The 20,058-nt window shown below is 68.2% G+C and carries 13 protein-coding genes; 2 read left to right on the top strand and 11 right to left on the bottom strand.

The window, feature by feature from the left end; genetic code table 11:
• Window positions 1-16: 16 nt before the first annotated feature.
• The 3 genes from tatB to KZ491_RS08820 form a co-directional block, all read right to left on the bottom strand.
• Window positions 17-451, bottom strand: coding sequence for a Sec-independent protein translocase protein TatB (gene tatB / locus KZ491_RS12780; RefSeq protein ID WP_246606635.1), 435 nt, complete (start codon window positions 449-451; stop codon window positions 17-19).
• Window positions 452-495: 44 nt separating this feature from the next.
• Window positions 496-747, bottom strand: coding sequence for a Sec-independent protein translocase subunit TatA (gene tatA / locus KZ491_RS08825; RefSeq protein WP_222565430.1), 252 nt, complete (start codon window positions 745-747; stop codon window positions 496-498).
• A gap of 73 nt (window positions 748-820) precedes the next feature.
• Complete coding sequence (locus KZ491_RS08820) at window positions 821-1,708, bottom strand: lipid-binding SYLF domain-containing protein (RefSeq protein WP_222565429.1); 888 nt, start codon at window positions 1,706-1,708, stop codon at window positions 821-823.
• A gap of 159 nt (window positions 1,709-1,867) precedes the next feature.
• Between KZ491_RS08820 and hemH the strand changes: the two genes are divergently transcribed.
• Together hemH and KZ491_RS08810 are read left to right on the top strand one after the other, a co-directional pair.
• Window positions 1,868-2,851, top strand: coding sequence for a ferrochelatase (hemH, locus tag KZ491_RS08815; protein ID WP_222565428.1), 984 nt, complete (start codon window positions 1,868-1,870; stop codon window positions 2,849-2,851).
• Window positions 2,848-3,720, top strand: coding sequence for an alpha/beta fold hydrolase (locus KZ491_RS08810; RefSeq protein ID WP_343225583.1), 873 nt, complete (start codon window positions 2,848-2,850; stop codon window positions 3,718-3,720). Before hemH ends, KZ491_RS08810 begins: the two co-directional genes overlap by 4 nt.
• A gap of 48 nt (window positions 3,721-3,768) precedes the next feature.
• Here KZ491_RS08810 and KZ491_RS08805 read toward each other — a convergent pair whose 3' ends face one another.
• From KZ491_RS08805 to KZ491_RS12860, 8 genes are all read right to left on the bottom strand, one after another.
• Window positions 3,769-4,581, bottom strand: coding sequence for a YgjP family zinc-dependent metalloprotease (locus KZ491_RS08805; protein WP_343225582.1), 813 nt, complete (start codon window positions 4,579-4,581; stop codon window positions 3,769-3,771).
• A gap of 22 nt (window positions 4,582-4,603) precedes the next feature.
• Window positions 4,604-5,506: a recombination-associated protein RdgC gene (locus KZ491_RS08800; RefSeq protein ID WP_222565427.1), complete on the bottom strand. Its 903-nt coding sequence runs from the start codon at window positions 5,504-5,506 to the stop codon at window positions 4,604-4,606.
• 112 nt (window positions 5,507-5,618) lie between these two features.
• The gene (gene cfa, locus KZ491_RS08795; RefSeq protein WP_222565561.1) at window positions 5,619-6,749 is read right to left on the bottom strand and encodes a cyclopropane fatty acyl phospholipid synthase; all 1,131 of its coding nucleotides are present in this window, start codon (window positions 6,747-6,749) and stop codon (window positions 5,619-5,621) included.
• A gap of 222 nt (window positions 6,750-6,971) precedes the next feature.
• Window positions 6,972-9,713, bottom strand: a complete 2,742-nt coding sequence (plsB, locus tag KZ491_RS08790) for a glycerol-3-phosphate 1-O-acyltransferase PlsB (RefSeq protein ID WP_222565426.1) — start codon at window positions 9,711-9,713, stop codon at window positions 6,972-6,974.
• Window positions 9,714-9,742: 29 nt separating this feature from the next.
• Entirely contained in the window at window positions 9,743-10,681 is a 939-nt protein-coding gene (locus KZ491_RS08785; protein WP_222565425.1) for a hypothetical protein, read from the bottom strand.
• Window positions 10,682-10,789: 108 nt separating this feature from the next.
• Window positions 10,790-11,695 (bottom strand): 5'-nucleotidase, lipoprotein e(P4) family, encoded by a 906-nt coding sequence (locus KZ491_RS08780; protein ID WP_222565424.1) that lies wholly within the window; start codon window positions 11,693-11,695, stop codon window positions 10,790-10,792.
• Between the two features lie 120 nt (window positions 11,696-11,815).
• Window positions 11,816-13,672, bottom strand: a complete 1,857-nt coding sequence (locus tag KZ491_RS08775; RefSeq protein ID WP_222565423.1) for a S8 family peptidase — start codon at window positions 13,670-13,672, stop codon at window positions 11,816-11,818.
• Window positions 13,673-13,818: 146 nt separating this feature from the next.
• Window positions 13,819-19,485, bottom strand: coding sequence for a hypothetical protein (locus tag KZ491_RS12860; protein ID WP_222565422.1), 5,667 nt, complete (start codon window positions 19,483-19,485; stop codon window positions 13,819-13,821).
• Window positions 19,486-20,058 lie beyond the last annotated feature (573 nt).

The raw sequence follows: 20,058 nt of genomic DNA, 5'->3' as shown, positions 1-20,058 counted from the left end.
TCGGCCGGATTCGTGCTCATGGGCGCGAAACCGGAGCGGTGGGGGTAGCGGCCGCTTCGGCTGGGGCTTTGTCAGCGTCTTGGCCTGGATCCTGCGCGATGGCGGGCGCCACAGTGCCGGTCGCGCTTTTGGTGACCGGAGCGACCGCGTCTTTCACCGATTGCTCGATGCCCTTGCCTTCGCGGCGCAGGTCATCCTGCAGTTCGCGCCCATGGCTCTGCAGTTCGTTGCCCAGCTCGCGCAGCTCGTCGCGGGTCCGCACGAGGCTTTTTTTCAGCTCGTCGTCGGCCAGCTCGCGTTCCAGTTCGGACTTGACCGAGTACCACTGCGCGCGCGCACGGCGCACCCATAGACCGGTGAAACGCGCCGCACGCGGCAGCCGTTCCGGACCGAGCACCATGAGGGCGACGATCGCGACGACGAAAAGCTCGGAAAAGCCGATGTCAAACATGTCAGGCCGCCGGGGTTCACACCCGGATCAGAGGCACTCCGCGCTCAGCGCGGAATCTGCTCGTCGTCGCGCACGTCCGCGGGCCGGCGGGCGGACGGCTCATCGCGACGGGCGTCATCGCCCAGGCGGGCCGGCGGGCGGTTGGCATCGATATCGTCATCGTCGTGCACGCCCTTCTTGAAGCCCTTCACGGCCTCACCGAGGTCCTTGCCGACGTTCTTCAGGCGCTTGGTGCCAAACACCAGTACCACGATCAACAGCACGACTACCCAGTGCCCAATACTCATACTACCCATCGACGTGTCCGCAGAAGAACCAGAGCTTCCAGAATACCCGCAATTACCGGCGACTGCCGATCAGTGCGGACGTTTACCCGTTGGGCGGCAGAGGCTCGGTGTGGATTGCCGGCGGCTGCGGGCTGTCCACGGGCTCGAACGGCTGCGGCTGCGTCGGTGCATCGAGAGGCGCGTTCAGCGGGGCGTTGTACTGCGGACCGGGCGGCAGTGGTGCCGGAGCAGGAGCATTAGCGCCGGCGGCCGGCGCACGGGCCGGCTCGTGTTGGCGCGCTGCGCGTGCGGTCGCGGTGGCTTCCTCAAGCTGGTCACGGAAGCCGACCACGGCATCGGAGGCGCGCTGGCCAGCGCGGTCCTCGAAGATCATCCGCGGCGTGGTGCCGCCTCCGTAAACGTTCTGGTTAGCGGCGTCATCGATGCTGAGCACGGCACCGTCAAGCGCAACGCCGGCGAACAGGCCGCGCGCGCGCGACCATGACCAGATCTCCGCCTTGAGGCCGCCATCGGTCGCCAGCCCGGTGGTACGGCCGACCGGCCCGGCGGCCACGCTGGCATCGGCGCCCAGGGTCAGCTTGCCGTTGACGATCGAGTCCAGACCGCGCTGGCTGGTGAACACCAGAACCACGTCGGAGGACTGCACGCCGGCCTGGAAGCCGATGCTGGCGCCGGTGAGCTTGACGAACGAGGGGTTCGACCATGTGCCCTGCGGGGTCTTGATCGACACCAGGCCGTGGCCGCGGCGGCCGCCCAGCACCAGACCGATCTTCAGCGTATCGGGCACCACCACGATGGCCTTGGCCTGGTCGAGCATCACATCCGGGATGCCGGACTCCGGAATGGCCTGGATCTCGTTGAGCACGCGCACCGCGTTGCGGGCGCGCTCGTCTTCGGTCACCCCGGCAACGGCGGGGACGGCCACGGCGAGCGCGAGCAGGATCACGGCAAGGCGGGGGACTATCGACATGGAGGACTCCGGAAACTGGGATACGGATGGAACCCGAGGGGTGCCGGTACATTCACATCGACCGCGCGAGGGCGTCGAAGTTCTTGCTGGAGCGTTCCTCAGGCTAGTGACGCGGCGATGAATCATGTGGGAACCACCCGCAGCTGGCATCCTATACGGATGACTGAATCCGCTCCCCCGTCCCCCGATACCGCCGTCGTGCTGGTCAATCTTGGCACGCCCGACGCGCCCACCGCGGAGGCGGTGCGCCGCTACCTGGGCGAGTTCCTGTCGGACCGCCGCGTGGTGGCACTGCCGCGACTGTTCTGGCTGCCGCTTCTGCACGGCATTATCCTGCCGCGCCGCTCACCCAAGGTGGCACTCAAGTACGCCAGCGTGTGGCTGGACGGCGGTTCTCCGTTGGCGGTCTACACCCGTCGCCTGGCCGAGGGCGTCCAGCGCGAAATGCCGGATGTACTGGTTGTGGACGCGATGCGCTACGGCAATCCGTCGCTGACCAAGGTGCTGGACGACCTGCGCGCTCGCGGCATCCGCCGGGTGCTCGGCCTGCCGCTGTACCCGCAGTACTCCACCACCACGACGGCGACCGTGGGCGACGTGCTGGCGCGCGAGACCGCGATGCAGGTGCGCATGGTCGATGACTACCACGTGGACCCGGCTTGGGTGGCTGCGATTGCCGACTCGATCCGCGACCATCGCGACCGCAACGGCGCCGGTGATCACCTGGTGTTCTCCTTCCACGGCCTGCCCAAGCGGGTCATCCGCAACGGCGATCCATACCAGCGCCAGTCCGAAGCGGGCGCCCAGGCCATCGCCAAGGCGCTGGAGCTGGAGCCGCATGAGTGGACGATCAGTTACCAGTCGCGCTTTGGTGCGGAGCGTTGGCTGGAGCCGGCGACGACCACCGCGCTGGCGGCCCTGGGGGAGCGGGGTGTGCAGCGAATCGACGTGGTCGCGCCCGGGTTTGCGGCCGACTGCCTGGAGACGCTGGAGGAGATCTCCATGGAGCTGGCCGCGGAGGTCGCCGCGCGCGGTGGCACGCTTCGCTACATTCCCTGCCTCAACGATTCGCCGGCGCATGCGGGTGTCATCGCCGGGGTGGCGCGGCGCGGCCTGGACGCGTGGCCGCTGGCCCCGGCGTGAATCGTCTGCACGAGTTCGTCCTTGACACCCGGTTGGGCCGCTTGGCCGGTTTGCGCGCTTCGCCCGCCGGCCGGACGGTCCCCCGGGTGCTGGCCTTGCACGGCTGGTTGGACAACGCCGCCAGCTTCATCCCGCTGCATGCGCATTTGCCGAGCATTGAACTGGTCGCCCTGGACATGCCCGGCCACGGCGCCAGCGACCACTTTCCCGAAGCCGCCGAATACACCGTGGTCGCCATGGCGCGGTCGGTGTTTGCGGCAGCCGATGCACTGGGCTGGGACGAGTTCGCGCTGCTCGGCCACTCCCTGGGCGGTGCGGTGGCGAGCCTGATGGCCGCCGCCGCGCCACAGCGGATCCAGCGCTTGGGAACGATAGAGGCACTGGGCGCGCTGTCGGCCGAGCAGGGGCGCCACGTCGAATCCCTGCGCGAGGCCTTCGCACGCCCCGGCCGCCCGCGTAAGCCGTTGCGCGTATTCCCCGATCCGGCCGCCGCCGTCCGCGCGCGTTTGCAGGCCGGGGATATCCAGCCCGACGCGGCGAGCCTGCTGGTCGATCGGGGCCTGGTACCGGTACGTGGTGAGGGCGGTCCCCGGGGTTTCAGCTGGCGCAGCGATCCACGCCTCACGCGGCCGACGGCGATCCGCATCAGCGAGGAGCAGGTGCGCGAGTTGTTGCGCGCGGTGGAGTGCCCGACGCAGGTGCTCTACGCCGAGCCGGCGCAGGTCTATTTCCCCGAAGAGCAGCGGCGGGCGCGATTCGATTGCCTGCGCGACGCGCGACTGACCACCATGCCGGGCGGCCATCATGTGCACATGGAGCAGCCGGCCGAGGTGGCTGCGGTGTTCGCGGACTTCTTCCGCGTCGTGTGATCGGCGCGCTTCGGCGGCGCCAAGGGCAATGCTGGCAGCGTCGCCCGCCTAGGCTGCGTCGGTGGTGGGCGCCAGCAGCGAGCGCATCGTCGCCTTCAGCCGTGAGCCGTGCAGTCGCAGGTACTCGCGCTCCTCACGCCAGCGCGGCATCCGCGTCTCCACCTCGGCCCAGAACGCGGCCGAGTGGTTGGCCTGGAGGAGGTGGCAAAGTTCGTGCACCAGCACATAGCGGTAGGCCGAAGGCCGTGCGAGCACGAGTGACAGGTCCAGGGCGACGGAGTCGTCGGGCGCCAGAGAGCCCCAGCGCGAGGACATCAACTTGAACCGGAACTGGCGCGGTGCGCGTGGCAGCCCGTCCAGGTAGTCCGGCAGCCAGCGGGCAAGGTCGGCGCGCGCTTCGCCTTCGTAGAAATCCCGCAAGGCCCGCGCCTGCGCCGCCGGTCCGGCGCGCTCGGGCAGCAGGAATACCAGCCCGTCGTCGGACGCCAGCTCGACCCGGGTGAACCGGCCGCGTTCCCATCGCAGCGGATGCTGGGTATCGCGCAAGGGGAGCGAGGCGGAGATGTCACGCTGCAATGGCGGCGGAACGTCGCGCGTGTGCCGCTCCAGTTGCAGCGCCAGCCATTGCCGGTGTTCGTGAGCGAAGCGCGCCGCGGCGCTGGCGCTGGCCCGCGGCGGTAGCGTCAGACGCACGCCGCGGTCGCTGACCGAGAGCTTGATCCGGCGCGCCCGGGGATCCCGGCGGCGCTCCACTTCCAGCGACTGGCCGTCGTCCAGGGTCAGCTCGAACGTGTCGCGCTGCACCGAACGCCGCGCGGGTGGTCGCTTGGCGCAGGCCAGGGTTTGCAGGCGACGGAGCACGGCGGCGCCTGCGGTCCGTGCGTCAGTCCGCCGCGCTGAGCTTGAAGGCCGACTGCAGCACTGCGAACAGGCGCTTGACCTCCCCACTCATGAGCACGAAGCGGGCTTCCATCTCCGCGCGCACGTCGTCGTGGTCGGTGGACTCCAGCTGGTCCACCGCGCCGTCGAGCAGCTTGAACTTGCGCACGATCAGGTCCTCGCCCAGGACGAAGGACACATGGTCATCCAGGGTCAGCGCCAGGCGGGTGACCTGCTTGCCGGTTTCCAGGTGTTTGGCGATCTCCTCGTTGTCGAGTTCCATGCGCTGCACCTTGACCACCGCACCCTGGTCGGCCGGATCGCGCAGCTCGCACTCATCGCCGATGGTCAGGCCGTCGGGAAGCGGCTCCCCGGCAACCCAGCCGGTCAGGATCGAGCGCGGCGCGATTTCCGGGTTGAGCGGCATCGCCGGGAAGCTGCCCAGCGCGCGGCGGATCTCCGAGCACACGTTCTCCGCGCTCTTGCGGCTGGAGCTGTCGACCACGACGATCCCGTGTTCCAGATCCAGCAGCGCATCGGTGCGGCTGGGCTTGATGAAGGCCCGCGGCATGAGCTCGGTGATCAGCTCGTCCTTGAGGCGCTTGCGGGTGCGGCCGCCGGGCTTGCGGCCTTCGGTCTGCTCGATCTCCTCCAGCTTGCGGGCCAGCATGTCGTTGACCACGGCGCCGGGCAGCAGCCGATCCTCGCCGCCCACGGTCAGCCAGATCGCGTCGCCCTGGCGCTGCGAGAGTTCTTCGCCATCACGCCCGATCGGCGATACGAAGCCGCGCGATGACAGTTCCAGCGCGCCGACCGGCTTGAGTGCGCACTCCTGCAGGCCGGCGTCGAGGTCATCAAGTTTGGTGGAAGTGGGGAAGCGGAACAGGGTCAGGTTGCGGAAAAACATGGGGGCGGAATCCAGGTTGGGGCGTGCGGGTCTTGCGACATCGGACCGGGCATTCTACCGGCCCGCCTGGAAGGAGATGCCCGCATCAGGGTGCGCGAGACGGACGGTCCGCTCAGCTGACCCGGGGATAGCCCTCCACCGCGCCCTCGGGCGAGAGCACCCACTGCCACAGCTGCAGCTCCCGTGCCCGGAACGCGCCTGCGCACGAGAGCAGGTAATAGCGCCACTTGCGCTGGAAGGGGCCGTCCAGCTTGTCGGCGAAGCGCGGCCAGGCGGCCTCGAAGTTGGCGTGCCAGGCCATTAGCGTGCGATCGTAGTCGGCGCCGAAATTGTGCATGTCCTCGGCCACGAACAGCCCATCGATGGCATCACCGATCTGGCCGATAGAGGGCGTCTCGCCATTGGGAAAGATGTGCTTGTCGATCCAACGGTCCGGCGTGGCATCGCGCTCGTTCTTGCCGATCGTGTGCAGCAGGAACAGGCCGTCGGAAGCCAGGCAGCGCTGGGCGACCTGCATGTATTCGCGGTGGTTCTTGTGGCCCACGTGCTCGAACATGCCGACGCTGACGATGCGGTCCACCCGGCCGCCGAGGGTGTCGCCGTCCAGCTCGCGGTAGTCCTGGAGGCGGAATTCCATGGGCAGACCGGCATACCGCTCCTGCGCGTAGCGCGTCTGCTCGGTGGACACGGTCACCCCGATGCATTGCACGCCATAGCGCTCGGCGGCGTAGCCCATGAAACTGCCCCAACCGCAGCCGATGTCCAGCACCCGCATCCCCGGTTGCAGCCCAAGCTTGCGGCAGATCAGCTCGAGCTTGGCCTCCTGCGCGGAGGCCAGGTCCGTCGCGTCCTTCCAGTAACCGCAGGAATAGACCATGCGAGGGTCGAGCATGGCCTCGTAGAAATCGTTGCCCAGATCGTAATGGGCCTTGCCGACCTGCCAGGCACGGGTGCGGTTCTGGCGGTTGAACATACGTACCTGCAGCGCATGCCAGGCGATGCGGGCAGGGTGGACTTCGCGATCCAGGTGCGCGCTCAACAGGCGCTCGAAAAAGACATCCAGTTGTTCGCAGTCCCACGCGCCGGCCATGTAGGCCTCGCCGAGGCCGAGGTTGCCTTCGGCCAGCGCACGCTCCAGCGCGGCCGGGTCATGCAGCTGCATGTCCCAAGGACGGTTGCCGTTGATCTGGATGTCAGCCTTGCCCAGCAGGCCCGCAACAAGCTGCTGTGGCGCGGTGTCCAGAACGGAGGTGGCGGGTGCGGGGCGTGGGCTGGACGGGGGCTGGGTCCGGGGCGATGGAGCAGGCGATGAAGGCGACATGCGGCAACCTCGGTCAGGGGTCGCGTCGGGTGTACTTCAATGACTACTTCCAGCATTCGGCTCGCGACTGTGCCGATCGCCACGGTTCATCCTAGCGCCGTTCAGTTGCGCCGGCAAAATACGCCGGCAAGGCGTGCACCGCAGTCATTCTGTGGCCGCGGGATCCTCGTCCGATCGTGCCGCTTCCGGGCTCACCTTCTCGATGCTGTGGCGCAGTTCCCGGCCCAGGATGAATCGCGCATCGCGTGCCCACGCCTCCAGTGGCAGCTCGAAAACGAGCTTGGCATTCTCGTCCAGCCGGACCAGCCCCAACTCGCGCAGCTTCTGGATGAAGCCGCGGAACAGGGTCTTGTCGAAGAACTCCGGAGCCGCCGGCGCGTACAGCAGGCTCAGCCGCTGCGCGGCCAGTTGGCACAGGCTCTCCAGCTGGCCGGTGGACAGCGTACCGCTGCCGTTTTTCACCAGCACCGAGATGGTGATGTAGTAGCGCTCAAACGCCTGTTGCAACGAGTGGCCGATGGCGCGCAGACGGAACACCTCGTCGGTCTGGCCGGCGTTGCGGGCAAGGATGCCGCCTTCCTCGTCGTTGACCCGCTCCAGCAGGCCCTCACGCACGAACACATCGATGGTGCGGGTCAGGCGCTGGACGAACTCTTCCTCGCTCCAGGGCAGGAACAGCTCGGCTTGCAGGAACGGGTAAACGCTGCGGCCCAGTCGCAGGACGCTTTCCTGAGCCATCCGCCGGTTGTTCTGGAAACAGCAGGCGATCCACGAGGTCGCGGTGAACAGATGCACCACGTTGTTGCGGAAATAGCTCAGCAGGACCGCCTGGTCGCCGGCCACGAGCAGCACGTCGCCCAACGGATGGGCGGTGCGGGTCAGCACGCCGATGTCCTCGCCGTGGGCGATGATCTGCGCCGGCGTATGCGGGGTGACGGTCGTGCGGTCGGAGTAGGGCAGTTCGGCCAGTAGTGTCTTTGACAGGGCGATCTGGGCCAGCAGGTCGCCTTCGCCCATTGCATGCTTGGGCGTGGACAGCAGCGCCAATGCCAGCAGGTTGATCGGATTGACGTCGGCGGCGCGGTTGACGTTGACCTGGATGCGCTGGGCCAGAGAGTCGACCGCCCCCGACAGCCACGCCGGCTTCTCGTCGTCGCCCAGCGACTTGCCGTCCCATTCAGGTGCGTGCTCGGCCAGCACCTCGTCGAGCTTGATCGGTTCGCCGAAGTTGACCACCACCTGGCCGTAGTTGGAGCGCAGCACCTTGGGGATGCCGCCCAGCAACTGCCAGACCGACTCGCCCTTCTTCGGCTTGCCCGACAGCTCGTCCAGGTAACTGTTGCCTTCCATCAGCTTCTCGTAGCCGATGTAGACGGGCTGGAACAGCACCGGGCGGGTGGGCTGGCGCAGGAAGGCACGCACCGTCATCGACACCATCCCGCCCTTGGGCGGCAACAGGCGGCCGGTGCGTGAGCGCCCGCCCTCGACGAAGTACTCGATGGAGTAGCCACCCGACACCAGCTTGGCGACGTATTCGCTGAGCACGGTGGAGTAGAGCGCGCTGCCGCGGATGCTGCGGCGGATGAAGAAGGCGCCGCCCTTGCGCAGCAGGGTGCCGATGACTGGCAGGTTGAGGTTGATGCCGGCGACGATATGCGGCGGCACGATGCCGCGGGTGTAGAGCAGGTAGCTCAACAGCAGGTAATCCATGTGGCTGCGGTGGCAGGGCACGTAGATCACTTCATGGCCGGGCGCGGCCTGCTTGAGCTTGTCCAGATGGTGGACCAGCACGCCGCGGTAAATCCGGTTCCACACCGGTGTGAGCAGGAAGCTGGCGGAACGGACCACGGGGTGTGAGTAGTCGGCGGCGATCTCATAGGCGTAGCCATGGGCCTTCTTCCACGCTTCGCCGGGCGTGGAGTTGTCGCGCCGTGCCTGGTCGGCAATTGCGTCCTTGACCGAGTCGGTGGCCAGCACCTTGTCCACCAGCAGGCGCCGGGTTGACAGGTCGGGCCCGATCACCGCGGCGCGGATGCGGCGGAAGTGCGTGCGCAGCACGCGCGAGAGCTTGCGCACGGTGCGTTCGGCCGGCAGGTCCTCGGCAATGATCCCGCGCAGACTTATCGGCGGGGCAAATCGCACGGTGGTGCTGCGGCCGTTGAGAAGGATCGCCAGGAAACGGCGGAAGCGGCCCACCAGCGCCCAGTTTTCCGAGAACAGCACCGAGAACCAGCCACTGGTCTTGTCCGGCGCGCGGCCGACGAAGATCGAAACCGGTACGAGTTGCACGTCCAGTGCCGGGTCATCGCGATGCGCATCGAGCAGACGCGCCAGCGAGGTGGAGTGGCTCTTGGAGGTGGGTTGTTGCGGGCTGAGCGGGTGCTGCAAAGGTCCCAATGCGCTTGCGTTGCGTCGCGACAGGGCGACATAGGCGCGCTTGCGGCCCAGCGGGTCGCCTGGCAGCGGCCGCAGTGGCGAGGGCAGGCCTTGGCTGCGGCAGGCCTGGTCCAGGATCAGGGCGTTGGACATCCCGTAGTGCTCGATGACGTAGCACACCGGCTTCTCGGCCAGTTGCGGTGCATGGCTGAGCGGGTTGGCCGGCTCTACCGTCAGGGATATCCACGGCGACAGCAGCCCTCCCAGCAGCCGCGCCCACCAGGGCCGCCGGCCGGCGGCGCGGGCCAGGGCAGGTACGCGGGCGTTCTCTGGATTCACCGAAACGGAATCGCCACCCATGGTTGCGCCCGGCTCGAACGCGCTGGTGGACTCGGGCGCGCCGGGCGGTTGGTGGCCGGCCCCGTCGCTGCGGGGCGCCGCGGCGTCGTCGGGTGCCGATTGATCCTCCGAGGAGAATGGCAGGGGGGGCTGGTTAGGCATTGGCGCCATTATGCCGGTTCGCTGTCTGCGACCGCGTATCAGTGCCGGAGGGGCTTTGACAGGGCGTCAGGTCCCGCCGGCGTGGCCAAGGGGGAGGGAGTGGCCGCCTGTTCCTGCGCATGGCGCAGCAGGTTGCTGAGATACCAGCGGCCCTCCCGTCGCTCCAGCATGATCTGCGCGTCGATCGTCTCGCCTGCCAGGGTGTAGGCAAGGCTCACCTGAGCGGTGTCGCCGGTTTGCTCGATCAGGCGGATCTGGGCGCCATCCAGGGCGCCATCGATATCCAGCCCATACGTGTCAAGAACAGTCTTCAATCGGGCCAGAAAGGGGCCCAGCCGCGTCAAGCTGCGCTCCATTCCCGCCTGGCGCAGTGCCCCGGCCTGACCCAGGCCGGTCAGCCGCGCCGCGGCCACCAGCTGCGGCACGGCGGCCTTGGCCAAGGCGGGATCCGACAGCGGGGCATTCGATCCCCAGGTGCTGAGTGCGACGATCAACTGCACGTAGTGTTCCCGCTCGGCGTCGCTGTAGTTGTTGCTGTGTTCCACGTACTGCGCTGCGAACAGCCCCAGCGTTGACGCGGCGGTGCGCAGTTCGCGGTCGGCGCGGAAAAACTGGCGGTGGAAGGCGGCAAGCAGGGTCTTCTCGGCGTCGGGTTCGGCCAAGGTGACGATGAAGCCGGGCAGTTGCTCGCTCAACGGCAGCTCCGACAGCGGCCATGTAGTGCGGCCTTCCGACCAGGCCATCGCGACATCCTGATGCAGCTTCGGCGGCAGCGCGTGTTCGGCGTACGCCACCAGATCGTTCCCACGCAGGTCCTTGACCAGCTGCTGGACGGCTGCCACGGGCGTGTCGCCGGTGCCAGCAACGGCTGCCGGCTCCGCATGGCGGTTGCAACCGCCGGCAATAATGGCCGCGGCCATCACGATCGCCGCCGTGTAGGGCGTGGACGCGGAAATGCTGCGTCGTATCAGGGTCATCAGTTGCGGCTCCCCAGTCGCAATCCGCCATCATCGGAGTCGCTGGCGCGGCCCACAAGCCAAGCCGGTCGCGAAATGGCCGATTGACCTGCAGCGAGCGCTGCTGGATCAGTCGCGCGCATCCAGTGCACGCTGTTTGGCCGCACGTTGTGCTTCCGGGGGCAGGCTCCAATCGTTGTTGAACAGGGCCGGCTGCCAGTCGCCATAGCTCGGGTTGGCCAGCATCCACCAGCGCTCGCCAAACCAGCTGCCGTAGCGTCGCATCAACTCGGCGCGGTTCTCCGTCGTATTGGGGCTTGGCTGGACGAAGTCGCCCAGCTGGTCGCCGAACTGCATCAGCACGCGGTATTTCCGGCTGACCCATTGGCGGCGGCAATGTTTCTCGCTGCCCGAGGCCTGCTGGCAGCCCTCGACGGGCATGCCCTTGCCGAGATACACCGACTCGTCGGCAACCGGGAATCCGACCGCGCGCAGGTTGGCCAGGCTGGCCGTGCGCTGGTCCAGGGTGCGGTTGGAGAGGTAGATGAGGGTGATGCCGAGCGCATCGGCGGCCTGGGCGAACTCGACGGCTCCGGGCACCGGGCGTGCGCTCTGCTCGGCGACCCATTGCGCCCACGTTGCATCGTCATACGCGAGCCCGGAACGGATCAGCCGGACCTGGTAGGGCGAGTTGTCCAGCACGGTCTCGTCGATGTCGACCACCACCGCCGGCTTCAGGCCGGCGGCCGGCACAACGCGGTCCGACGGTACCAGGGCGTCCCACTGCGGGTCGGCCAAGGCGGCACCCAGCTGCGCCAGCGCCGCGCGATAGGTTTGGATCGAGTTGGCCCGGTACTCGGCTGAGGTCTGCATCCAGGTCACGGCGTGCAGGTTGTCATCGGCAACCACGGCCTTGCTGTGCGCCCTGTCGACCTGCCCGGTGGACTGCCCGACCGGCACCGTCGCCATGTGCTGGCAGCCCGAGAGCAGCAGGAGCGCACCCAGGAGGGAGGAAGCAGACACGCACTGGCGCATGGACGGCCGTCCTTATCAACGAAGGTGCGGGAAGTGTATCCGAGCCGGCACGGCCGTCCTTGCGCGCAAAAAAAACCCCGGCCGGAGCCGGGGTCTCGTTTTAGCTACGGTGCTTCTGGATCAGTTCGCGCGAGCCTGGATCGTCATGCCGTTGTAGCTGCCGGTCACGAGGATGTAGTACGTGGTCGCTTCCGGGTTGCTGACGCGGACGGTCTCGTTGTTGCCCGGGCGGGTCGACTTGTAGCCATACGCGTCGGCCGAGGGGGCTTCATCGGCGCTGACATAGACACTGGCGTTGCCGGTGCCGCCGTAGGTCATCAGGTTGAACAGCTTGGTGCCCGCCGGAACCTCGAAGCTGAAGAGGGTCTCGCTGCCCGAGGTGCCCGACAGGTTGCCGACCGGAACCATGTTGCTAAGTTCGATCGCGTCGGGTGCGCACTCCTCGACGTCCGGATCACACGGGACTTCCATTGCCTTGGCCAGGGCGGCCGGGGCATCCAGCAGTCCGCTGCCGATCGGCTTGTCCGGGGTGGCCGGGAACGCACGCGCGCTCTGGACCAGGATCGCTTCCAGCTCGGCGGGGGTCTTGGGCGCGCCGCCGGCGGCTACCACCGCGCTCTGGACCAGCGCGGCAACGCCGGCCACGTGCGGGGACGCCATAGAGGTACCGGCCATGCCCATGTAGGTGGGCTGGCCTTCTTCCGGTGAGGTTGCCGAGTCGTTGGCCGCCTGCCAGACGTAACCGTTGGGGTTGCCGTCCACGCCGCCGCCGCCGCCGGGGCCGGTCAGGTCGATCTTGGCGCCGTAGTTGGAGTAGGACGCGCGTCCGCCGGTGATCCGGCCGGCGGCGACGGAAATCACGTTGTCGCAGCTGGCAGGACTGAAGTTCGCAACTTCCGAGTTGCTGTTGCCTGCGGCGACCACGACGGTGGTGCCCAGTGCGACGGCCTGGTTGATCGCCGTCTGGCTGATCGCTTTGCAAGAGCCCGATCCACCCAGGCTCATGTTGATGATCTCGGCCGGGTTGGGGTTGGTCGGCACGCCGGGGACTTCGCCGCCGGCCGCCCAGACGATGGCGTCGGCGATATCGGAGGTGTAGCCGCCGCAGCGGCCCAGGGCACGGATCGGAAGGACCTTGGCGTTATGGGCAATACCGGCCATGCCGATACCGTTGTTGGTCAGCTCGGCAACCGTGCCAGCGACGTGGGTGCCGTGGAAGGAGCTTTCGCCCACCTGGCACTCGGCCGGATCATCGTTCCAGTCGCCGTAGTCGTGCGCGCCGGGTACGCGCTCATCGGTTGGACGTCGTGAAACATCCTTGTCGCTGATGAAGTCGTAGCCGAACAGCATGTTCGCGTCCATATCCGGATGCTCGACGATGCCGGTGTCGATCACCGCCACGACCACGCCCTCGCCGGTGGAGACATCCCACGCGGCCGGGGCGCGGATGCCGCCCGCGTTGTCCTGCAGGTGCCAGTTGTACTGGGCGTAGTACTGGTCGTCGGGCGTCAGCTGGGGCTGCATGTCCGTCTTGATGCGTGCCGTGCCGGTGTGCTGCATCATTTCGTCGATTTCGACGGATGCGACGGCCGGGTCGGCCTTCAGCTCGCGCACCAGGTTGTTGAGCTCGGTCGAGCCAAGCTTGCGGTCCAGGCGGATGAGGTCGGCGCCAACGGCAAGCTTGCGCATCAGCGTCGCCGACGGGGCCTTGCTGCCGGTGCGTGCCGATGCGGCGGTCATCGAGCGGCTGCGCGCGGCGGCGTTGTTGACGGTGCGCAACTTGACGGATTGGGGTGCCGCGGCATTGCGGTAGGTGACGATCAGTCGCGCGCCTGGCGCTGCGGCGGTGGCGGCGCTGGGCGCCTCACGGGTCTCCAGCTTGGTGGTGCTGGCGGCCATCGCTGCGGGGGCGGCGAGGGTCACGGCAACCGCGGTGGCGAGCAGGCTGATGCGGAACGATGGGTTCTTGCGAGTCATCTGGTTCTTCCTGGTTGTGGTGTGTGTCAGGTGGTGCGCTAAGCAATGGTTGGAACAGTTGCAGGATCAGAAGTAAAAAATGGAGCAGGAGCAGCAATCAGAAATTCGTGGTCGGCGTCGCGGGCCGGAACCCGCGACGCCAAGGCTTACCAGCCGAAGCCCACACCGGCGCCGACCGAGGTGTCGTCCCCGCTCATCGCACCGCCGAAGGTGACGGTGGCGCGGTCGGACAGGGCCCGCTGGTAACCCAGCGAAAGTGCGGCTTGACCGCCCTGCACGCCCACGCCCACGCCCACCCGGTTCTGGGTGCGCACACCGGCGGCGCTGGTGGCCATGTTCAGCATCGCCGCGCTCATCGCGCCCATCTGGTCGAAGCGCTTGTCGACCTCGTAGAAGCGATCGTTCACCTCACCGCGGAGCATGTTGAAGTCGTCGGTGATGACGGTCATGCGCTGGTCGGTGTACGCCTTGGCCGAGTTCAGCGCGTTGGTCGTGCTGGTATCGGTGTAGTTGTACGAGGCGTTCAAGGTCTGCGTTGCGGTGGTGTCGGTGTAGCTGCGCGACGCATCCAAGGTTGCCGCGTTGCCGGCCTGCATCTGGCCGACATTGGCGGCATCGTTGGCCTGGGTGCCGGCAGCAACGTTGGTGACCCGGCGCTGATTGGCCGTGGACCCCACCGAAACCGTGTTGGCTTCATCGGCGACCGATCCCTGGCCGAGGGCAACCGCCCCCTGCGCCGTTACCGACGATCCCTGGCCAAGCGCGGTGCCCCCGCTCGCGGACACATCGGTGTCGGCACCGATGGCTACCGCGTCGTTGGCTGCCGGGTCCACGTTGCTGTTGTTGCCCAGAGCAGTGCTGTTGGCAGCGCCAACGACCGCGTTGTTGCCGATGGCCGTGTCGTTCTCGTCGACGGCGACGCTGCCTTCGCCGATGGCCAGACCGCCACCCTTGCCGGGTGTGACGCTGTTCTCAGCAGCAACGCCGCTGCCGCCGGGTCCCTGCGGACCTTGTGGACCCGTCGGCCCGGTTGGGCCGGTCGGACCCGTTGGCCCGGTCGGGCCCTGGGGACCCTGCGGACCGGTATCGCCCACGATGCTGTCGCCCTTGGGACCCTGCGGACCCGTGGGCCCGGTGGGACCAGTCGGCCCGGCCGGGCCGTCCGCGCCCTGCGGTCCGGTCGGTCCAGTCGGGCCGATTGGGCCTTGCGGGCCCGCCGGACCCTGCGGTCCGGTGAAGTTGTCAACACTGTTCTGCAGCGAGCTCAGGCGGCCGTCCACGGCGGCGAAGGCGTCACCCACGTTGCCGTAGCTGTTGCCCTGGATCATGTAGCTGGGTGCGCTGAACACGCCCCCGGAGAACCCGGCTCCCCCGCCCAAGGCATTGGCCATGGCACCCATCTGCGCCATGTTGGCCGCATCCGTGTCCATGCTGCCGGCAGCGACATTGGTGATCTGCCGCTCATGCCCGCTGCTGCCAACCGAGACGGTATCGGCGCGGTCCGCGTAGGAGCCGGCACCTAGGGCAACGCTGCCCTCGGCTTCGGCAAGGCTGTCCGAGCCCAGTGCGGTGCTGTCCTCGCCCTCCGCTACTGCGGCACTGCCGAGCGCGCTGCTGTTGTAGCCCGTTGCGGCCGACAACGCGCCAACCGCGGTGGTGAAGTCGCCGCTGGCTTCGGCCAGGGCGCCTACTGCGGCGGAGGCCAGTCCGCTGGCCACGGATTCCGCTCCGACCGCTGTGGCGACGTCGCCGCTGGCCTCGGCCAGGAACCCCACCGCTGCCGATTCGACGCCGCTGGCGTAGGCCTCGGCACCCAGGGCGGTTGCGGCGTCGCCACTGGCCAGGCTGAAGAAGCCCGAGGCCGTGGATTCCACCCCCGATGCTTCGCTCAGTGCGCCGGTTGCCACGCCGCCATCGCCGTTGGCGACGGAGCCGGCGCCCGTGGCAGTGGCAAGGTAGCCTGCAGCTTCACTTTCCGAACCCGTTGCGGTGGCGAGCTCACCCGATGCGCTGCTGTAGGCGCCGGTTGCGGTGGCACCCTCGCCAGCCGCCGCACTGCCCGCACCGTAGGCGCTCGCGCCGTCCGCCGCGGCAACGGCGTTGAAGCCGCTGGCGGTGGATTGATCACCCAGCGCGATGGCGCCCGAACCGATCGCGCTGGCACCTTCACCGATGGCGCTGCTGCTGGCCCCCAGGGCCACCGTGTAGTCGCCTTCGGCCAGGGCATCGCTGCCGGCTGCCACCGCATCTTCGCCATCCACGATCGCCTCGCCTTCACCGGTCGCCTTGAACAGGCGACTGGTTTCGTCGGCGACACCGGCGATGGCATTGAGCTGTCCCAGGTTCACCGCATCGTTGTCCTCGGTACCGGCGGCGACGTTGGTGATCTGGCGCTCATTGCCGACATCGCCCACCGACACGGTGTTGTCCCGGTTGGCATACGAGTCCGCACCCAGGGCGACGCTGTTGTCGGCCGTGGCCAGCGCCGCGTTGCCCAGCGCCGTGGTGCTGTAGCCCGGTGCCCAGGCGCCCCCACCGACGGCGGTGGAGTAGGCGCCCGAGGCCTCGGTAGGCAGGAACCCGAACAGGGCGCCGCCGAGCGCAACGCTGTTGGTGCCGCTGGCGATGCTGGCGCTGCCCACCGCGGTGCTGTCGGCGCCGCTGGCCGAAGCGCTGGCACCGACCGCGGTGGCGTAGTCACGGGTCGCCTCGGCGCCGTAGCCGATGGCCGAGGACAGGAAGCCCGAGGCGCTGGAGTAGCCGCCGATCGCGCTGCTGCCATCGCCGCCGGCCTCGCTGCGGAAGCCGTTGGCGGTGCTCTGCAGGCCCGACGCGACCGCCTCGCTGCCGCTGGCGGTGGCGTAGGCACCCGATGCGTCGGCGCCCGCACCCAGCGCCGTGGCACCGACCTCGGAAGCGTTGGCACCGGAACCGATCGCGGTGCTGTCGTCCGCCGAGGCCACGGTGTTGGTGTAGACGGGATTGCCGTCGGCATCCAGGACCGGATTGCCGTTGTCGTCCAGCACGGCGCGGCGTCCGCCGACCGCCACGCTGGAGTTGCCGCTGGCCTCGCTGCCGCTGCCGCTGGCGATGCTGTCATTGCCGATGGCCGAGGCGTTGTAGCCACTGGCGGTCGCGTAGTCGCCGACTGCCAGCGCGCCGCTGCCGAACGCGGAGGCACCCTCGCCGAACGCGCTGCTGCTGGCACCGATCGCGGTGGCGTAGTCGGCACCGGCGTAGGCATCGCTGCCGGCCGCCACCGCATCTTCGCCGTCCACGATGGCTTCGCCTTCACCGCTGGCCTTGAACAGGCGGTTGGTCTCGTCGGCGACGCCAGCTACCTCGTTGAGCTGGTCCAGGTTCACCGCGTCGGTGCCCTGCGTACCGGCGGCGACGTTGGTGATCTGGCGCTCGCCGCCGGCCTCACCGACGGAGACGCTGTTCTCGCGGTCGGCCACCGAGCCGGCACCCAGCGCGACGCTGTTGCCGGCAGCGGCGTAGGCGCCGTAGCCCAGTGCCGTGGAGTCGGCTTCGGCCGCCCACGATGCCGCGCCCAGTGCGGTGGAACCGTCAGCATCGGCGCTGCTCAGCCAGCCGATGGAGGTGCTCTCATCGCCGCTGGCCCATGCGCCATTACCGAACGCGGCGCTGCCCTCGCCAGTGGCTTCGGTGGCAATGAAGCCAAATGCGGTACCGCCCACGGCGGTACTTTCCAGGCCGGAGGCATCGGCCGATTCACCGACCGCGGTGCTGCTCATGCCGGCAGCGGCGGCGCCGACGCCGACGGCGGTGGCGTAATCGCCCGACGCGTCGGTGCTGTAGCCGATCGCCGAGGACAGGAAGCCCGAGGCGCTGGAGTAACCACCGATCGCGCTGCTGCCGTCGCCGCCGGCCTCGCTGCGGAAGCCGTTGGCGGTGGACTGGGTGCCTGCGGCCACCGACTCGGTGCCGTTGGCGGTGGCGTAGGCGCCGGAGGCTTGTGCATCCGCACCCACTGCTGTGCTGCCGGTCTCCAGCGCAGCTGCGCCGGAACCGACGGCGGTGCTGTCTTCGCCAAGGGCCAGGGAGTTGTAGCCGGTGGCAGTCGCACCATCGGCCATAGCGTCAGCTCCAGCGCCATACGCGGAGGCGCCGTTACCGATCGCGTTAGCGGCTTCGCCGGCCGCCGTGGCGTCATCCCCCTCGGCATACGCGCCTGCATCGCTGTTGTCGCTGCCGGTTGCCTTGAAATATTTGTTCGTTTCGTCCGCAACGGCCGCCACGTCGTTGAGCTGGTCCAGGTTCACCGCGTCAGTGCCCTGCGTACCGGCGGCGACGTTGGTGATCTGGCGCTCGCCACCAACCTCACCCACGGAGACGCTGTTCTCGCGATCGGCCACCGAACCGGCACCCAGCGCGACGCTGTTGCCCGCATCGGCGTAGGCGCCGTAGCCAAGTGCTGTGGAGTCGGCTTCGGCCGCCCAAGATGCGGCGCCCAGTGCGGTGGAACCGTCGGCATCGGCGCTGCTCAGCCAGCCAATGGAGGTGCTCTCATCGCCGCTGGCCCATGCGCCGTTACCGAACGCGGCACTGCCCTCGCCGGTGGCTTCAGTGGCGATGAAGCCAAATGCCGTACCGCCCACGGCGGTGCTTTCCAGGCCGGAGGCATCGGCCGATTCACCGACCGCGGTGCTGCTCATGCCGGCAGCGGCGGCGCCGACGCCGACGGCGGTGGCGTAATCCCCGGAGGCGTCGGTGCTGTAGCCGATCGCCGAGGACAGGAAGCCCGAGGCGCTGGAGTAGCCACCGATCGCGCTGCTGCCGTCGCCGCCGGCCTCGCTGCGGAAGCCGTTGGCGGTGGACTGGGTGCCTGCGGCCACCGACTCGGTGCCGTTGGCGGTGGCGTAGGCGCCGGAGGCTTGTGCATCCGCACCCACTGCTGTGCTGCCGGTCTCCAGCGCAGCTGCGCCGGAACCGACGGCGGTGCTGTCATCGCCAACAGCCTCGCTGCCGCTGCCGCTGGCCAGACTGTCGGTGCCGGTCGCGGTGGCGTTGAAGCCGCTGGCAGTCGCGTAGTCGCCGGCGGCCATTGCACCGCTGCCGAACGCTGAGGCACCTTCGCCGAGTGCGTTGCTGCTGGCGCCGATCGCGGTGGCGTAGTCGGCGCCGGCGTAGGCATCGCTGCCTGCCGCCACCGCGTCGTCGCCGTCCACGATGGCTTCGCCTTCACCGCTGGCCTTGAAGTATTTGTTCGTTTCGTCCGCAACGGCCGCCACGTCGTTGAGCTGGTCCAGGTTCACCGCGTCGGTGCCCTGGGTACCGGCGGCGACGTTGGTTACCTGGCGTTCGCTGCCGGCCGCGCCGACCGACACCGTATTTTCACGATCCGCCAGGGAGTTGGCCCCCAGCGCGACGCTGTTATCCGCAGTGGCTTCGGCCAGATAGCCGATCGCCGTGGATTCATCTGCGCCGGCGTAGCTGCCGCTGCCAATGGCGCTGCTGCCGCTGCCTTCCGCGTAGGCCGAATCGCCGGCCGCGATCGAATCGCTGCCACTGGCCTCTGCCGAGGCGCCGACAGCCGTCGCGCTCTTCGAGCTTGCCGTCGCATTGGCCCCCAGCGCTGTGGCGGAGGCCTTGGAGGCGCTGGCATTGTTTCCTACCGCCGTTGCCTCTTTGCCCGTTGCACTGCTGTACGCGCCGATGGCCGTAGCGCCCTTGCGGCTGGCCACGCTGCCCTCGCCGCAGGCAAGTGCCTGGGCGCCGGTGGCGACCGAGCCGTTCGCCGAATCTGAGGTCTTGCAGGTTTCCGCCGCCATGACCCCGGTCGAGCTCATCGCCAGGACCGTGGCGAGAGCGACGTAGAGGGGTGCTCGGCGGGCAAGAGAATGGCGATTGGAGGTGGCGGATGCAGCGGCGCTATTGGGTGTCGTCGAGACAGGCATGGATGGTCTTCTCTCGTTGGGGCATCAGGTTTTTGGAGCCCTGCGCGCATCGCGCCGGCTCCCCATGAATGGCCGCCCGGTGGTCGCGCGGCAGGGAAACTGCGCGCGACCGCCAAAACGGCGCGCGCTTGACCCCTGAGCAGGTGATCAAGCGCGTAATCCGAAGAGATGACGGTTCGCGTCACATTCCGACCGGATTGGATATAGCGATATCACACAAAATGACTGGGTAGTGAACAGGAAAAACTTTGCCTCACAGCTCAGAATCAAACCAAATACCCTGAGGGCGCACGGTTGCGGGGTTTTCTCGAATTAGTCCGGACAGCTTTGTGCAGTGCGTCAGTTAGTGACGCAGCGTGTCAGTTGTGCCGAATTGCGCAAATCAGGCCTGCATTCACGTCCAGTGGAAGGCCGTGGCCTGCGTCACAGCTCGTCTGGCCGGGGGATACCCGCGCGTCAGCACCG

This window comes from Novilysobacter antarcticus (assembly GCF_019802285.1).
In the GTDB taxonomy this organism is placed as follows: Bacteria; Pseudomonadota; Gammaproteobacteria; order Xanthomonadales; family Xanthomonadaceae; genus Novilysobacter; species Novilysobacter antarcticus.
The sequence above is the reverse complement of the archived record's forward strand: the minus strand, read 5'-3'. Positions and strand labels throughout refer to the sequence as shown.

Excerpts from the sequence above, each read along its gene's own strand:
- KZ491_RS12860 (WP_222565422.1), bottom strand. The coding sequence starts at position 19,485 with ATGAGCTCGACCGGGGTCATGGCGGCGGAAACCTGCAAGACCTCAGAT.
- hemH (WP_222565428.1), top strand. The coding sequence starts at position 1,868 with ATGACTGAATCCGCTCCCCCGTCCCCCGATACCGCCGTCGTGCTGGTC.
- KZ491_RS08785 (WP_222565425.1), bottom strand. The coding sequence starts at position 10,681 with ATGACCCTGATACGACGCAGCATTTCCGCGTCCACGCCCTACACGGCG.
- plsB (WP_222565426.1), bottom strand. The coding sequence starts at position 9,713 with ATGGCGCCAATGCCTAACCAGCCCCCCCTGCCATTCTCCTCGGAGGAT.
- KZ491_RS08800 (WP_222565427.1), bottom strand. The coding sequence starts at position 5,506 with ATGTTTTTCCGCAACCTGACCCTGTTCCGCTTCCCCACTTCCACCAAA.
- KZ491_RS08820 (WP_222565429.1), bottom strand. The coding sequence starts at position 1,708 with ATGTCGATAGTCCCCCGCCTTGCCGTGATCCTGCTCGCGCTCGCCGTG.
- KZ491_RS08775 (WP_222565423.1), bottom strand. The coding sequence starts at position 13,672 with ATGACTCGCAAGAACCCATCGTTCCGCATCAGCCTGCTCGCCACCGCG.
- tatA (WP_222565430.1), bottom strand. The coding sequence starts at position 747 with ATGGGTAGTATGAGTATTGGGCACTGGGTAGTCGTGCTGTTGATCGTG.
- tatB (WP_246606635.1), bottom strand. The coding sequence starts at position 451 with ATGTTTGACATCGGCTTTTCCGAGCTTTTCGTCGTCGCGATCGTCGCC.
- KZ491_RS08780 (WP_222565424.1), bottom strand. The coding sequence starts at position 11,695 with ATGCGCCAGTGCGTGTCTGCTTCCTCCCTCCTGGGTGCGCTCCTGCTG.